The organism is Oceanimonas doudoroffii, assembly GCF_002242685.1.
Taxonomy (GTDB): Bacteria; Pseudomonadota; Gammaproteobacteria; order Enterobacterales; family Aeromonadaceae; genus Oceanimonas; species Oceanimonas doudoroffii.
The window spans coordinates 253999-268904 of the sequence record NZ_NBIM01000002.1 but is presented as its reverse complement, the minus strand read 5'-3'; the positions used below and the strand labels follow the sequence as shown (position 1 = coordinate 268904).

General features: G+C 61.1%; 17 protein-coding genes and 1 tRNA gene. 4 read left to right on the top strand and 14 right to left on the bottom strand.

Going from position 1 to position 14906, the window contains the following annotated elements; translation table 11 throughout:
• Positions 1–51: 51 nt before the first annotated feature.
• From B6S08_RS10885 to aspS, 14 genes are all read right to left on the bottom strand, one after another.
• Positions 52–127 (bottom strand) — tRNA-Lys (locus tag B6S08_RS10885).
• Positions 128–267: 140 nt separating this feature from the next.
• Positions 268–1020 (bottom strand): tol-pal system protein YbgF, encoded by a 753-nt coding sequence (gene ybgF, locus B6S08_RS10880; RefSeq protein WP_094200827.1) that lies wholly within the window; start codon positions 1018–1020, stop codon positions 268–270.
• A gap of 19 nt (positions 1021–1039) precedes the next feature.
• Positions 1040–1564: a peptidoglycan-associated lipoprotein Pal gene (pal, locus tag B6S08_RS10875; RefSeq protein ID WP_094200826.1), complete on the bottom strand. Its 525-nt coding sequence runs from the start codon at positions 1562–1564 to the stop codon at positions 1040–1042.
• 25 nt (positions 1565–1589) lie between these two features.
• Positions 1590–2888: a Tol-Pal system beta propeller repeat protein TolB gene (tolB, locus tag B6S08_RS10870; protein WP_169716398.1), complete on the bottom strand. Its 1299-nt coding sequence runs from the start codon at positions 2886–2888 to the stop codon at positions 1590–1592.
• Positions 2889–2890: 2 nt separating this feature from the next.
• Positions 2891–4153 carry a cell envelope integrity protein TolA gene (tolA, locus tag B6S08_RS10865; protein ID WP_094200824.1) on the bottom strand — a complete coding sequence of 421 codons (1263 nt, stop codon included), beginning with the start codon at positions 4151–4153 and terminating at the stop codon, positions 2891–2893.
• Positions 4154–4156: 3 nt separating this feature from the next.
• The gene (tolR, locus tag B6S08_RS10860) at positions 4157–4582 is read right to left on the bottom strand and encodes a protein TolR (protein WP_094200823.1); all 426 of its coding nucleotides are present in this window, start codon (positions 4580–4582) and stop codon (positions 4157–4159) included.
• Positions 4582–5262: a protein TolQ gene (gene tolQ, locus B6S08_RS10855; protein WP_094200822.1), complete on the bottom strand. Its 681-nt coding sequence runs from the start codon at positions 5260–5262 to the stop codon at positions 4582–4584. The genes tolR and tolQ overlap by 1 nt, the downstream gene beginning before the upstream one ends.
• On the bottom strand, positions 5252–5662 hold the full coding sequence (gene ybgC, locus B6S08_RS10850; RefSeq protein WP_094200821.1) for a tol-pal system-associated acyl-CoA thioesterase: 411 nt from the start codon (positions 5660–5662) through the stop codon (positions 5252–5254). Before ybgC ends, tolQ begins: the two co-directional genes overlap by 11 nt.
• A gap of 213 nt (positions 5663–5875) precedes the next feature.
• Positions 5876–6883, bottom strand: coding sequence for a Holliday junction branch migration DNA helicase RuvB (gene ruvB / locus B6S08_RS10845; RefSeq protein WP_094200820.1), 1008 nt, complete (start codon positions 6881–6883; stop codon positions 5876–5878).
• Positions 6884–6886: 3 nt separating this feature from the next.
• The gene (ruvA, locus tag B6S08_RS10840; protein WP_094200819.1) at positions 6887–7489 is read right to left on the bottom strand and encodes a Holliday junction branch migration protein RuvA; all 603 of its coding nucleotides are present in this window, start codon (positions 7487–7489) and stop codon (positions 6887–6889) included.
• A 77-nt stretch (positions 7490–7566) separates the two neighbouring features.
• Complete coding sequence (ruvC, locus tag B6S08_RS10835) at positions 7567–8088, bottom strand: crossover junction endodeoxyribonuclease RuvC (protein ID WP_094200818.1); 522 nt, start codon at positions 8086–8088, stop codon at positions 7567–7569.
• An 89-nt stretch (positions 8089–8177) separates the two neighbouring features.
• On the bottom strand, positions 8178–8918 hold the full coding sequence (locus B6S08_RS10830) for a YebC/PmpR family DNA-binding transcriptional regulator (RefSeq protein WP_094200817.1): 741 nt from the start codon (positions 8916–8918) through the stop codon (positions 8178–8180).
• A 14-nt stretch (positions 8919–8932) separates the two neighbouring features.
• Positions 8933–9364, bottom strand: a complete 432-nt coding sequence (nudB, locus tag B6S08_RS10825; RefSeq protein WP_094200816.1) for a dihydroneopterin triphosphate diphosphatase — start codon at positions 9362–9364, stop codon at positions 8933–8935.
• Positions 9365–9367: 3 nt separating this feature from the next.
• Entirely contained in the window at positions 9368–11131 is a 1764-nt protein-coding gene (aspS, locus tag B6S08_RS10820; RefSeq protein ID WP_094200815.1) for an aspartate--tRNA ligase, read from the bottom strand.
• A 213-nt stretch (positions 11132–11344) separates the two neighbouring features.
• On the opposite strand from aspS, the gene B6S08_RS10815 reads away from it, so the two are divergent.
• The 4 genes from B6S08_RS10815 (at position 11345) to B6S08_RS10800 (ending at position 14902) form a co-directional block, all read left to right on the top strand.
• Complete coding sequence (locus B6S08_RS10815) at positions 11345–12187, top strand: DUF72 domain-containing protein (RefSeq protein ID WP_094200814.1); 843 nt, start codon at positions 11345–11347, stop codon at positions 12185–12187.
• Between the two features lie 219 nt (positions 12188–12406).
• Positions 12407–13135, top strand: coding sequence for a carboxy-S-adenosyl-L-methionine synthase CmoA (gene cmoA / locus B6S08_RS10810; protein ID WP_094200844.1), 729 nt, complete (start codon positions 12407–12409; stop codon positions 13133–13135).
• Positions 13132–14142 carry a tRNA 5-methoxyuridine(34)/uridine 5-oxyacetic acid(34) synthase CmoB gene (gene cmoB / locus B6S08_RS10805; RefSeq protein WP_094200813.1) on the top strand — a complete coding sequence of 337 codons (1011 nt, stop codon included), beginning with the start codon at positions 13132–13134 and terminating at the stop codon, positions 14140–14142. Before cmoA ends, cmoB begins: the two co-directional genes overlap by 4 nt.
• On the top strand, positions 14135–14902 hold the full coding sequence (locus B6S08_RS10800; RefSeq protein WP_094200812.1) for an ATP-dependent zinc protease family protein: 768 nt from the start codon (positions 14135–14137) through the stop codon (positions 14900–14902). Before cmoB ends, B6S08_RS10800 begins: the two co-directional genes overlap by 8 nt.
• Positions 14903–14906: the final 4 nt, after the last annotated feature.

The window sequence follows — 14906 nt, the reverse complement described above, 5'->3', positions numbered from 1 at the left end:
CCCCTCCTTGTAAGGGAGGTGCTCTCCCGGCTGAGCTAAGCGTCCGGGAACTGGTGGGTCGTGCAGGATTCGAACCTGCGACCAATTGATTAAAAGTCAACTGCTCTACCAACTGAGCTAACGACCCGGCCTGGTGGGTGGCTGCTGCCCCCTGCCAACGGCGGCCTATATTACGGATTTAATTGTGTGACGCAACAGCTAAATTGCCATTTTATTTCGTTTGCTCAAGGAACAGGCGACTCTCACAAAAATCCGTCAACCCGCCGGTTATTTCATCGCATCCAGGTTTTCCTGAGCCAGCCGCGCGGCACCACTGCTGCCGTATTCGCTTAGCACGCGCTCAAAATACTGCCGGGCCTGACCGTCGTCCTGCTGCTCCCGGGCTATCAGCCCCAGCTTGAGCAGGGAGTCCGGACGCTTGTTGGACTTGGGATACGCTTCCACCACCCGAGCGAACTGAGCCTTGGACTGGTCAAAACGTTTTTGGGCAAACAACAGCTGTCCCAGCCAGTAATGGGCGTTGGGCACATAGGTCGACTGAGGATACTGGGTAATAAAGCGGGCAAAGGCCGGAATGGCGGCGTTGTAGTCCTTGTCCTGCAGCACCAGATTCACTGCCTTGTCGTAGGCGGCCTGCTCATCTCCCGCCGCCTCGGGGGCACTGCCGCCACTTTCAGGCGCGGTTTCAGCCTCAGACGACGGGGCCGGCGACGGGACAACCCGAGGCGCCGACGCCGCTTCCTGCTGGGCTGCCAGCATGCTGCGCTGACGCTCTATTACCTGCTCCAGCCGGTAGCTCTGCTCTTCCAGCAGACCGCGCATTTCGCTCAGCTCCTGTTGCAGGGCATTGAGCTGACGCTGTTGATCTATCTGCGCCTGGGACCGGGCACTGAAACCCCGCTCCAGCTCGGCCAGGCGCTCATTGACGGAGCCGCTGCCACCCACACTGGCCACCGGGGCCTGAGCCCAGCTGGCGGTGGATAAAACAGCGGCCATCGAAATGGCCGCGAATTTCATCATAACGTAACCGAATCAGTCCTTAGTAAACCAGTACCGCGCGGCGGTTTTTGGCAAAACCGTCTTCGCTGCGGGAGGTATCCAGCGGCTTTTCTTCGCCGTAGCTGACGATGGCCAGCTGGGAACCGCTTACACCCAGGCTCTGCAGGTAGCTGGTCACGGCCTTGGCACGACGCTCGCCCAGGGCGATGTTGTACTCGGGCGTGCCGCGCTCGTCGGCATGGCCTTCCACCAGAATGCTGACATTGGGGTTGGAACGCAGGAAGCTGGCATGGGCTTCCAGCACCTGGGCGTAGTGGCCGGTCACTTCATCCTGGTCGAATTCGAAGTAAATTACGTTCTCGCGACGCAGGGCTTCATATTGCTGACGCATCTGCTCATCGGCAGACAGGGCGCCACCGTTCTGGGCACCAGTTTGTACGCCACCGTTCTGGTAGCTGCCATCGGTTCCGGTCATGGCGTCGGAATCGCTGGTGGAGCTACATGCAGCCAGGGTCAACATGGGAAGTGCGACGGCCAGACTCTGAAGCAGTTTTTTCATTTGCATGATTTTTCCTTGGGAAAAGCAATTTTTAGTTTAGAAACGGTGACCACGCCGGTGAGCGGACATCGCCGCTGCGGGCCGGCAGCCTGGCCTTGAAACGACCATCCATAGACACCAGAGACAACACTTGCCGCCCCTGATAAGTGGTGCTGTAGATGATCATGGTGCCGTTGGGAGCAGGGCTCGGCGATTCATCCAGCTGTGTTTCGGTCAACACCTGCAGATTTCCACCATCCAGCTCTTGCCGGGCAATCCGGTATTGCCCCTGGGAGCGGCTGACCAGCACCATATTCTGGCCGTCTGCCGTGACCCTGGGGCCCAGATTCATGTCTCCGTCAAAGGTCACACGACGCGCATTGTCGGCACCGGGATCGGTGCGGTAAACCTGCGGTCGGCCTCCCCGTTCGGAGACAAAATAAATACTTCTTCCGTCCGCCGACCAGGTCGGCTCGGTGTCGATTGTGCGGTTATTGGTCACCCGGGTCAACTGGCGGCTGGCCAGATTGAGTACATAGATTTCGGGCTGACCATCCTGCGACAACACCAGTGCCAGCCGGGTGCCATCGGGGGACCAGGCGGGTGCGCCGTTGATGCCGGGCTGGGAACTCACCACCTGACGCTGCTGGCTGTAAATGTCCTGCACCACCACCTCGGCCTTCTTGTTTTCAAAGGACACATAGGCCAGTTTGCGGCCATCCGGTGACCAGGCCGGCGACATCAGCGGCTCCCGGGAGCGCAGCAGTACCTGCTCGTTGAAACCGTCGTAGTCGGCGATCATCAGCTGATACGGATACTGGGCACCGTGCTGCACCGTGACATAGGCGATGCGGGTCAGGAAGGCGCCCTTGATGCCGGTCAGCTTCTCGAACACGATGTCGGAAATACGGTGGGCATACTGCCTGAGCTGGGCGGCAGGCACGGTGGCACTGCGGCTTTCCAGCAACTTGGCGCCGTTGCCGCCCAGCACGTCGGCCAGCTCAAAGCTGATACGGTACTGATTGTTGCCCGCCGGCGCTATGCTGCCCACCACCACGGCTTCCGCCTGGCGGGTGCGCCACAGATTCGGATCCAGCTGTTCGGCCCGAGAGACCCGCTGGGGCAGCGAGCTGCGATCCAGCGGCCGGAACATGCCGCTGTTGCGCAAATCATTGCCGATCACCTCGGACAACTCTTGAGGCGCGGCACCACCGCCGGTCCATTCAAAAGGCACCACCGCCACCGGCCGGGCACTGTCTATGCCGCCGGTGATCACGATATCCAGTGCCGCCTGGGCCCGTCCTGCCAGCATCAGCAGCGGCAGCCATAACCACAACCATCGTTTTGTCATCATCAAAGCCTCGGTATCAGGGTCAAATTCAGGTTTTGCAGCTGTTTGTTCACGGCCGGATCCTTGGGCATAGGCAGGGTACCGGTCTTGCGAATGGCCAGCTCTGCCGAGCGGCATACCTCCGCATCGCCCTGGCCCTGGCCTATGGTCAGGATAAGGCCATCGGTCGCCACCCGCACATTAATACGGCACTGCTTGCCCACCATGGTCGGTCCTACCAGCCAGTTGCGCTGTATCGCGGCAATAATCATGCCGGTATAACGATCCACTTCTGCCGCCGACGCGGCCGACGAAGAACCTCCTGCCGAGCCGCCACCCATCAGCGCTTCCAGATCCTTCAGCGCCTGCTCGGCTTCGGCCTTTTTGCTCGCTTCCGCCTTGCGCGCGGCTTCGGCTTCAGCCTGTTTCTTCGCTTCCGCAGCCTTGCGGGCTTCCTCGGCCTTGCGTTTCTGCTCGGCTTCCGCCTGCTTCTTGGCTTCCGCAGCCTTGCGGGCGGCTTCGGCTTCCGCCTGTTTCTTGGCTTCCGCGGCCTTACGGGCGGCTTCGGCTTCCGCCTGTTTCTTCGCTTCCGCGGCCTTGCGGGCGGCTTCGGCTTCCGCCTGTTTCTGCGCTTCCGCGGCCTTGCGGGCGGCTTCGGCTTCCGCCTGTTTCTTCGCTTCCGCGGCCTTGCGGGCGGCTTCGGCTTCCGCCTGTTTCTGCGCTTCCGCGGCCTTGCGGGCGGCTTCGGCTTCCGCCTGTTTCTTCGCTTCCGCGGCCTTGCGGGCGGCTTCGGCTTCCGCCTGTTTCTGCGCTTCCGCGGCCTTGCGGGCGGCTTCGGCTTCCGCCTGTTTCTTCGCTTCCGCGGCCTTGCGAGCTTCTTCCGCCTGGCGTTGCTGCTCCAGCACCTGCCGGCGCTCCGCCTCGGCTTTCGCCTGCTGGGCGGCCACGGCCTTTTCCTGCTCGGCCTGGCGCGCCGCCTCCGCCGCCGCCGCTTGCTCGGCGGCCTTCTGTTCGGCCTCTTCCGCCGCCTTTTGCGCGGCCTCGGCTTGCGCCTGCGCTGCGGCCTGCTCGGCGTCGCGATTTGCCTGCATTTCCGCCAGGCGCTCGGCCTGGGCCGCCACCATGCCATCATCAATCATGGTGGCTTCAATAATGGACGCCGCCTGGGTGGGCCGCTTGGGGGTGCTGAAATTAACCCCCACCAGGAACAGCACGCCAATCAGCACATGCAGCCCCAGGGAAATCAGCACCGCCTTGCGAATGCCACCACTCTGGTTATCAAACACGCCTTATTGCTCCGGTTGGGTCATCAGGCCCACACTGGGCACGCCGGCCGCCTTGAGGGTGGCCATCAGCTGGATCACGGCGTCATAGCGCACATTGGCATCGCCCTGCACCACCACGGGTGCCTTGGGATTGGTGGCCAGCTTTTGCTGCACCATGTCTGCCAGGGCCAGCAGATCCACCGCCTCGTCCCGCGTCTCACCCACGTCGAGAAAATAACGGCCCTCGGCGTCCACTGACGCCACCAGCGGCGCCTCGCTGTCATCCGGCAGCAGCTCGGCCTCGGCCTGAGGCAGATCCACCTTGACCCCCTGAGTAATCACCGGCGCCGTGGCCATAAAGATGATCAGCAGCACCAGCATGACGTCGATATAAGGCACCACGTTGATCTCGGCCACGCGTTTGCGTCGCTTGCGCTGATAGCTCTGCATTACTGGTTACCCGTGGTCACTTGCCGGTTGAGAATGGTGGAAAACTCGTCCATGAAGTTGGCCAGGTGGTTTTCCAGCCGCTCCACCTGATAGCTGAAACGGTTAAAGGCAATCACCGCCGGAATGGCCGCAAACAGACCCATGGCGGTGGCAATCAGCGCCTCGGCAATACCCGGGGCCACCATGGCCAGGGTGGCCTGCTTGATTTCCGCCAGGGCGATAAAGGCGTTCATGATGCCCCATACGGTACCGAACAGGCCGATATAGGGGCTGATGGAGCCGATGGTCGCCAGTACCGACAGGTTGGTTTCCAGCCGGTCGACTTCCCGGGACAGCGCCACCCGCATGGTACGGTAGGTGCCTTCGAGAATGGTGTCCTGAGGCCGGCCCTGCTTTTGCAGGCGCACGAACTCGCGAAAACCGGCATGAAAGATCTGCTCCATGCCCGCCAGGCTGTCGCGCCGGGCATTGGACTCATGGTAGAGGCGTCCCAGATCGGCACCAGACCAGAACTTGTCTTCAAACTGCTCGGCATCGTCGCGGGCCGAAGTCAGCACCTTGCGGCGATTGATGATCAGCGCCCAGGACAGCACCGACATGCCCACCAGGGCCAGCATCACCAGTTTGACCAGCAGGCTAGCCTGCAGAAAAAGACCAATAAACGAAATATCAGCGTGCACCCGACAATACTCCCATCAACGGCTCAGGTATGGCGAAAGGTTTCATTTGAGCGATATTCACACAGGCGATGACCACCTCGCCCCTCACCAGAGAAAGGCCCGCATCATCCAGAATTTCCTGCTCAAACACAATAGAGGCACGTTTGAGCATTTTCACCGTGACGGTGACTTTTAATGCATCATTGAACCGGGCCGGACGACGCAGATCCATTTCGACCCGGCGCACCACAAAGGCAATATCCTGCTCGAGCAGGCTGTCCTGCTCCACACCCAGGTGGCGCAACCACTCGGTGCGGGCCCTTTCCATGAATTTCAGATAGTTGGCGTTATATACAATGCCGCCGGCATCGGTATCTTCGTAATAGATACGCACCGGCCAGTGAAACGGTGTCTGTGACATGGCAACAAGCAAAACCTGTTTGAAAAATCTGGGAATTACTATACCCAAGTCGTCGCCATGAAAGAAGCAGACTGCGTCAGCGCACGACATTGGGTGACCCTGACTGGGCTGTGAGGGGTAAGGGGTAAGGGGTAAGGAGTGAGGAATCTCGGATTTGACGCCTTACTCCTCTCCCCTCACCTTTTTTCGCTCTCTTCTAGCTTCCGGCTGCCGTCAGGCTTCGGGAAGGTCGAAGCCGAAATGCAGGTAGGCGCGAGGGGTAGCCAGGCGGCCGCGAGGGGTGCGTTGCAAAAAGCCCTGCTGAATAAGGTAGGGTTCAATCACGTCTTCGATGGTTTCCTTTTCCTCGCCGATGGCCGCGGCCAGGTTGTCGAGGCCCACCGGGCCGCCCATGAACTTGTCGAGTACCGCCGTCAGCAGCTTGCGATCCATGTAGTCAAAGCCCTGCTTGTCCACATCCAGCATATCCAGGGCCTGGGCGGCAATGGCGGCGTCGATGGCGCCGCTGCCCTTGACCTCGGCAAAGTCCCGCACCCGGCGCAGCAGCCGGTTGGCAATGCGCGGCGTGCCCCGGGCCCGGCGGGCCATTTCCAGGGCGCCGTCGTCGTCGATATCCAGACCCAGCTTGCCGGCGCTGCGGCTGATGATATGGGCCAGATCCGATACCTGGTAGAACTCCAGCCGCTGTACGATGCCAAAGCGGTCCCGCAGGGGCGAGGTCAGCGAGCCGGCCCGGGTGGTGGCGCCCACCAGGGTAAAGGGCGGCAGCTCCAGCTTGATGGAGCGAGCGGCGGGGCCTTCCCCGATCATGATGTCGAGCTGGTAGTCTTCCATCGCCGGGTAGAGGATTTCTTCCACCACCGGGCTCAGGCGGTGAATTTCATCGATAAACAGCACATCACCGGGCTCGAGATTGGTGAGCATGGCCGCCAGATCCCCGGCCTTTTCCAGCACCGGGCCCGAGGTGGTCTTGATGCTTACGCCCATCTCATTGGCCACGATGTTGGCCAGAGTGGTCTTGCCAAGCCCGGGCGGGCCAAAGATCAGCAGGTGATCCAGGGCCTCTTCCCGCCGGCGCGCCGCCTCGATAAAGATTTCCATCTGGCCGCGCACGTGATCCTGGCCACGATAGTCCGCCAGCGCCCTGGGGCGTATGGCCCGATCGATGGCTTCCTCTTCCTGGCGCGGGGCCGGGTTGATAAAACGATCCGCTTCTATCATGGCTTACCCCATGCTTTTCAGGGCTTCGCGGATCAGCTGCTCCGCATCCATGCCGGGTTTGGCAATTTTCTTCATTAGCTGCTCGGCCTGGGCCGCCTTGTAACCCAGCGCCTGCAACGCGGCCAGGGCTTCGTCCCTGGCGCCGTCACCGCCGGTCACGCCTGCAGACTCGGGCGCCGGGTTAAACAGATCATAACCGCCAAAGCCCTTGAGCCGGTCGCGCATTTCCACCACCAGCCGCTCGGCGGTTTTCTTGCCAACACCGGGCAACTTGACCAGGGCGGTGATCTCGCCCTGCTCCACATTATGAATAAACTGATCGGCGGTCATGCCCGAGAGAATGGCCAGCGCCAGCTTGGGACCCACGCCATTGGTCTTGATCAGCTCCCGAAACAGCGCTCGCTCGGTTTTGGTGTTAAAGCCAAACAACAGCTGGGCGTCTTCCCGCACGACAAAATGGGTCAGCACGGTGGCGGCCTGGCCCACATTGGGCAGCTCGTAAAAACAGCTCATGGGCAGGGTGACTTCATACCCTACCCCGTTCACATCCAGCAAGATTTCGGGGGGCTGCTTTTCGACAATAATACCTTTTAACCGACCTATCACTGAGGCGCTCCGCTAATCAGGACAAAACTGGGCCAAGAATAATAAATAACTGGATAAATATCCATGTGCTTGAGCCGTCAGCGCAGACGCCCGCGTACGGTGCCGCGCACCTGGCCGGCCATGCTAACCAGGCTTTGGCGAGTGTGGCCGTGGCACAGGGCCACCGCCAGGGCATCGGCGGCATCGGCCTGGGGCGTGCCCGGCAGGCTGAGCAGCTTGACCACCATGTGTTGCACCTGACTCTTGTCGGCACCGCCCTGCCCCACCACCGCCTGCTTGATCTGACGGGCGGAATATTCCGCCACCTCCAGTCCGGCGTTGGCGGCGGCCACAATGGCCGCGCCCCGGGCCTGGCCCAGTTTCAGCGCCGAGTCCGGGTTGCGGGCCATAAATACCTGCTCAATGGCAAAGAGGTTGGGGCGAAACTGCAAAATGATTTCGCTGACCCCGTCATAAATTTTCTTGAGCCGGGGCGCCAGGGCGTCGTCGGTCATGCGAATGCAGCCGGAGCCCAGGTATTCCATTTTATTGCCGGTCTGGCGCACCACACCGTAGCCGGTGATGCGCGAGCCGGGATCGATACCGAGAATAATGGACATAAAAAGAACGCTCAGAGCTGGAAGCTGGGAAAAATATTGTGACCTCGGGCGGTTTTCGGACTCAGGCTTATCGCTTCCAGCTAACGCCGTTAGAGCTGCTCCGCCAGTTCGTCGGAGATATCACCGTTGTGATACACCTCCTGCACGTCGTCCAGATCTTCGAGCATGTCGATCAGCCGCAGCAGCTTGGGGGCGGTGTCTTCATCCAGTTCAGACTTGGTTGAAGGGATCATGGTCACTTCGGCGTTGTCGGCTGCCAGGCCACTGGCGTCCAGGGCGTCTTTCACCGCGCCGAACTCGTCCCACTGAGTGTACACGTCGATGGAATCGTCGTCGTTCACCACCACATCCTCGGCACCGGCTTCCAGCGCCGCATCCATCACGGTTTCTTCGTCGGCCTCGGCATAGGTGATCACGCCCTTTTTCTCGAACAGGTAGGCCACCGAGCCGTCGGTGCCCAGGTTGCCACCGCTCTTGGAAAACGCGTGACGCACTTCCGATACGGTGCGGTTGCGGTTATCGGTCATGCACTCCACCATCACGGCGGTACCACCCGGACCGTAGCCTTCGTAGATGATGGTCTCCAGCTGCTGGCCGTCCAGCTCGCCGGCACCGCGCTTCACGGCTCTGTCGATGGTGTCGCGGGTCATGTTGTTGGACAGTGCCTTGTCGATGGCGGCGCGCAATCTGGGGTTGGAGGCTGCATCGGAGCCGCCCTCGCGGGCCGCCGTGGTCAGTTCACGAATTAGTTTGGTGAAGATCTTGCCGCGCTTGGCGTCTTGCGCCGCCTTACGGTGCTTGATGTTGGCCCATTTACTGTGACCTGCCATTACTTGAGTCTCCTTTATTCGGTGTTTATCAACCTGCCGATGGCATCCCGGTTGGTCCAGGAGCCGGCCCGGGTGCGGGCTTCCCCAAAGGGCAGCCAGCACTGATCCAGGTGCTCGGTGAGCCGCACTTGTTGCGGCTCGGGCAGGCATAAACGGAATTCGTATTCCCAGTTGTGGGTCACCCCCGGGCGGTAGCGATGCCGCCAGTGGGGGTAAATTTCAAAACGCACCCGGTGCCCGGTTTCCACCAGTTGCAGGCCGTTGCCCACCACCAGGCCGGTTTCTTCCTCCAGCTCGCGGGTGGCGGCCTGCATGCGATTTTCGCCGGCTTCCAGACTGCCGGTCACCGACTGCCAAAAGTCGGGATTGTCCTTGCGCTGCAGCAACAGCACGCGATCCCGAGTATGGATCAGGATGAGTACTGACTCCGGGTGCTTGTGGGCCATGCCTTACTCCGCCTTGGGCTGCTCGGTGCGAATGGCAAGCTCGGTCAGTGCATCCGGGTTGGCCAGGCTGGGGGCATCGGTGAGCAGACAGGAGGCCGTGGTGGTTTTCGGAAAGGCAATCACGTCCCGAATGTTGTCGGTGCCGGTCAGCAGCATCACCAGGCGGTCCAGGCCAAAGGCCAGGCCGGCATGAGGCGGGGTGCCGTATTTGAGGGCGTCGAGCAGGAAGCCGAACTTCTCCTGCTGCTCCTCGGCATTGATGCCCAGCAGGCGGAACACGGTCTGCTGCATGGCGTTGTCGTGAATACGCACCGAGCCACCGCCCACTTCGTAGCCGTTGATCACCATGTCATAGGCATTGGCGGCGGCCGCCAGCGGGTTGGCTTCCAGCTCTTGTGCCGACATGTCCTTGGCGGCGGTAAAGGGATGGTGCATGGCGTAAAGACGGTCGTCTTCTTCCTCGAACATGGGGAAGTCCACCACCCACAGCGGTTTCCAGCTGTTCTCGATCAGGTTCAGATCCTTGCCCAGTTTCAGGCGCAGGGCGCCCATGGCGTCACACACCACCTTGGCGGAGTCGGCACCAAAGAAGATGGCGTCGCCGTCGGTGGCACCGGTGCGCGCCAGCAGCTCGGTGACGATGGCTTCGTTCAGGAACTTGGCCACCGGCGACTGAATGCCGTCCATGCCCTTGGTTGCATCGTTCACCTTGAGCCAGGCCAGGCCCTTAGCGCCGTAGATGCCCACATACTTGCCATATTCGTCAATCTGCTTGCGGGAAAGCGCCGCGCCACCGGGCACGCGCAGGGCGGCCACACGCCCCTTGGCGTCGTTGGCAGGACCGGCGAACACCTGAAAGTCCACATCCTTCACCAGGTCGGCCACGTCGGTCAGCTCCATGGCGATACGCAGATCCGGCTTGTCGGAGCCGTAACGACGCATGGCTTCGGCAAAGCTCATCACCGGGAAGGCACCCAGATCCACGCCGGCCACGTCCTGCCACAGTTCACGTACCAGCTGCTCCATCACCTCACGCACCTGCTCGGCACTCATAAAAGAGGTTTCCACATCGATCTGGGTGAATTCGGGCTGGCGGTCGGCGCGCAGGTCTTCGTCGCGGAAGCACTTTACAATCTGGTAGTAGCGATCGAAACCGCTCATCATCAGCAGCTGCTTGAACAGCTGGGGCGACTGGGGCAGCGCATAGAAATAGCCCTTGTGCACCCGGCTCGGCACCAGATAGTCACGGGCGCCTTCCGGGGTGGCCTTGGTGAGCATGGGGGTTTCGATATCGAGAAAACCATGCTCGTCCATAAAGCGGCGCACTCGACTGGTGACCTGGGCCCGGGTCTTGAGGAAACGGGCCTGCTCGGGACGGCGCAGGTCGAGGTAGCGGTACTTCAGCCGCTGCTCTTCGGAGTTGTTCTGGTTGAAGTCCAGGGGCAGCGGTGCCGCCTTGTTGATGATGGTGAGCTCGTGGGCAAAGATTTCCACCGCGCCGGTGGCCATGTCCTTGTTTACCTGAGACTCGGGACGCGCACGCACCACGCCGGTTATCTGCACGCAGAACTCGGCACGCAGGCCAGACGCCTTGTCGTAGGCGTCGGCCTTGTCGGGATCGAAGAACACCTGAACAATGCCTTCCCGATCGCGCATGTCGATAAAGATGAGACCGCCCAGATCACGACGACGATGTACCCAGCCACTGAGGGTTACGCTCTGGCCAACCAGGGAGGCGTCTACCTGCCCGCAATAATGAGTGCGCATGGAGTCTTCCTATGATGTGCTTTGGCTGCGGCGCCCGGCCGCAGGCTTGAATTGGTCTGTAAACAGCGCGCTAGTATAATCGGAAACCCGAACACGGGTAAAACTCGATGTTTTTGATAAGCATGGTGAGGAGTGAGGGGTTAGGCGCCAGGAGGCCAAAATCCCCCTCACGCTTTACTCCTCACCCCTCACATTAATCTTTTCAGGAGAAATATGCCGTTATATCTGGGCCTGAGCCAGTGGTCCCATGCCGGCTGGCCGGGCAACCTGTTGAGCCGGGGACTGAAAACCACCGAGCATCTGTCAGACTACGCCCGTGTGTTCAATACCGTGGAAGGCAACACCAGCTTTTACGGCGTGCCCGATACCCAGAGCCTGACGCGCTGGGAGGCCATGACCGGCGACGACTTTCGCTTTACCTTCAAGTTTCCGTCCACCGTCAGCCACCAGGGCCGCCTGGCCGACAACATTGCCACGGCGCAGGCCTTTCTCGACCAGCTCACGCCCCTGCATCACAAGCTGGGCATGCTGATGCTGCAGCTGCCCGCCGCCACGGGACCGGAACAGCTCGACGGCCTGGCACAACTGCTTGACGCCCTGCCGAACACCGTTGAAATGGGGGTGGAAGTGCGCCACCCGGCGTTTTTTGCCAAGGGGGAAGCCGAACGCCGACTTAACCGGCTGCTGCTGGAGCAGGGCGCCAACCGCATTATCATGGACTCAAGGCCGGTGTTTGCCGTGGCCCCCACCACGCCGGCGCTGGCAGATGCCCAGCAGAAGAAGCCAAGGGTGCCGGTGCACATCATCAGCACGGGTCAGTCACCCATGGTGCGATTTATCGGCAACCCGAACCTGTCCGCCAACACCCCCTTCTGGCAGCCCTGGCTGCCGCGCCTGAGAGGCTGGCTGAATGAAGGCAAGTCGGTGTATCTGTTTGTGCATACCGCCGACAATGTCGAGGCCCCGGTCCTGGCGGCCACCATCGCCGAGGCGCTGGACTGCCCCCTGCCCGCCTTTCCCGGCCAGGAGCCCGAGCCCCAAGGCAGTCTTTTTTGAGGTCGTTCGTAAGGAGTGAGGGGTGAGGCGGAAAAACCAAAACCAACGCGGTTCTCCTCACCCCTTTCCCTTTACTCCTCACTTTCCTCACCGCCAGCACAAAAAGAATTTGTCGCACCGAATGGTGCCGCTCAAGACAACCCATTGCGCTTCTTTTACAATACCGTCCATTCAGCGCAGCACCGCTGCCGTGAGCAAGAGTTCTATATTTACAACGTCATGCAAGAAAAAGATCATATCTTCGCCGCCCCCATCGACCGGCTGGGCGACTTCTGTTTCGACCACAAAGTGGCCGACGTCTTTCCGGACATGATCAAGCGATCCGTGCCCGGTTACTCCAACATCATTTCCGCCATCGGCATGATGACGGCCCGCTTTGCCCAGCCTCATACTCAACTCTATGATTTGGGCTGCTCCCTCGGCGCCGCCACCCAGGAAATGCGCCGCAACCTGAACCAGCCCGGCTGCCGCATTGTGGCGGTCGACAACTCGGCGGCCATGGTGGAGCGGGCACGCAATCACCTGGCCGCCTTTCGTTCCGACGTCGAGGTGGAGCTGCTGGAAGCGGACATCTGCGACCTCACCATTGAAAACGCCTCCGTGGTGGTGCTCAACTTCACCCTGCAGTTTATCGATCCTGCACTGCGTGAGGTCCTGCTTGGCAACATATACGCCGGCCTGAAGCCCGGCGGCGTGCTGATCCTGAGCGAAAAATTCGTCAGTGCCGACGACACCGTCAACGAGCTGCTGATCGATCTGCACCACGACTTCAAGCGGGCCAACGGCTACAGCGAGCTGGAAATCAGCCAAAAGCGTACGGCCCTTGAAAACGTGCTGCGCCCCGACTCCCCCGAGCAGCACAAGGCACGACTCAAACGACTTGGTTTTGCCCATGTCGACATGTGGTTCCAGTGCTTTAACTTCGGCTCCATGGTGGCGGTCAAATGATCGACTTCAGCGACTTCTACCAGCAAATCGCCAAGACCCGGCTCAGCCATTGGCTGCACTGCCTGCCGGCCCAGCTGCACGACTGGCAAAAACAGCACCTGCACGGTGATCTGGCGCGCTGGAGCCGGGCCCTGCGCAAGCTGCCGGCCATTCATACCCAGCGTATCGAGCTCAAGGACCGGGTCGCCATTGGCCAGTCGGGCGAGGTGTCGGCCGGAGAGCAGAAAAAAATTGAAAGCCTGCTGGGCCAGTTTCATCCCTGGCGCAAGGGCCCCTTTGAGGTGCACGGCATTCATATCGACACCGAATGGCGCTCCGACTGGAAGTGGGACAGGCTCAAGCCCCATATCAGCCCGCTCAACAACCGCTATGTGCTGGATGTGGGCTGCGGCAGCGGCTACCACCTGTGGCGCATGGCCGGCGAGGGTGCCGAAATGGCGGTGGGCATAGATCCGTCCCAGCTGTTTCTGTGTCAGTTCGAGGCCATCCGGCACTTCGCCAATGGTTATAAAGGGATTCAGGTATTACCCTTAGGCATAGAAGAGCTGCCCGAGCTGCGGGCCTTTGACACCGTGTTCTCCATGGGCGTGCTCTATCACAGACGCTCCCCCATCGATCACCTGCTGCAGCTCAAGGAGCAGCTGCGCGACGGTGGCGAGCTGGTGCTGGAGACCCTGGTGATCGACGGCGACGAGCACAGCGTGCTGGTTCCCGGTGAGCGCTACGGCAAAATGCGCAACGTCTGGTTTATTCCAAGCGCTGCGGCCCTGGTGGGGTGGCTCGCCAAATGCGGCTTTGAAAACATTCGCGTGGTGGACGAAAGCCCGACCACCCTGAACGAACAACGGCGCACCGACTGGATGCGCAACGAATCGCTGGCGGACTTTCTCGACCCGAACGACCCCGGCAAAACCATTGAAGGCTATCCGGCTCCCAAGCGCGCCATCATCATCGCCAACAAGCCGGTGGATTCCCAACACGGAACAAAGAGAGAAAAGGATGAATAAAGCGGCCCTGTCACTGCTGATGCCCCTGTTGCTGAGCGCCTGCGCCAGCCAGACCACCACCGACGAGCCACCGCCCCCGCCGGTATCCGAGCCCGAGCTGTCGGCGGCGCTGGCCGACCAGGAGGCCCGGTTGGTCATGGCCATGGAACAACAGGGCTCGCGCCTCAATACCAGCTATCACGCCTTTATGAAGGCCCTGCAGCAGGACATTCGCAACTTGAAGAAACAACTGGTGGCGGTGCCGCCTCCCACACCGGGTGCGGCCCCCAGCATGCCGCCGCCGCCCCCCGAGATTCCCGACAACGAAACCCGGGACGGCAAGCTTATCGTGGGCGAAACCGAAGACGTCTGGCTGGATGCGGTCAACGATGCCTTTCCCGCCCGCATTGATACCGGCGCCACCACCTCGTCCCTCAGCGCCCAGGACATCACCGAGTTTGAGCGCGACGGCAAACCCTGGGTGAGCTTTAACATGACCCACGAAGGCGTGGAGGAGAAGCTGCCGGTGGAAGCGCCCCTGGTGCGCTACGTGCGCATTCGTCAGGCGTCGGCCGAGGAAACCGAACGCCGACCCGTGGTGGAGCTGACCCTGCGGCTGGGCCGGCTGTCGGAAAAAACCGAATTTACCCTGACCGACCGTTCCCAGATGACCTATCCGGTGCTGTTGGGCCGGGAGTTTCTTAAAGACATCGCCGTGGTCGATATTGCCCGCCGTAACGTGCAGGGCAAGCCCAAGCGTCCCAACCCCTCCAGCGAGTAAACCA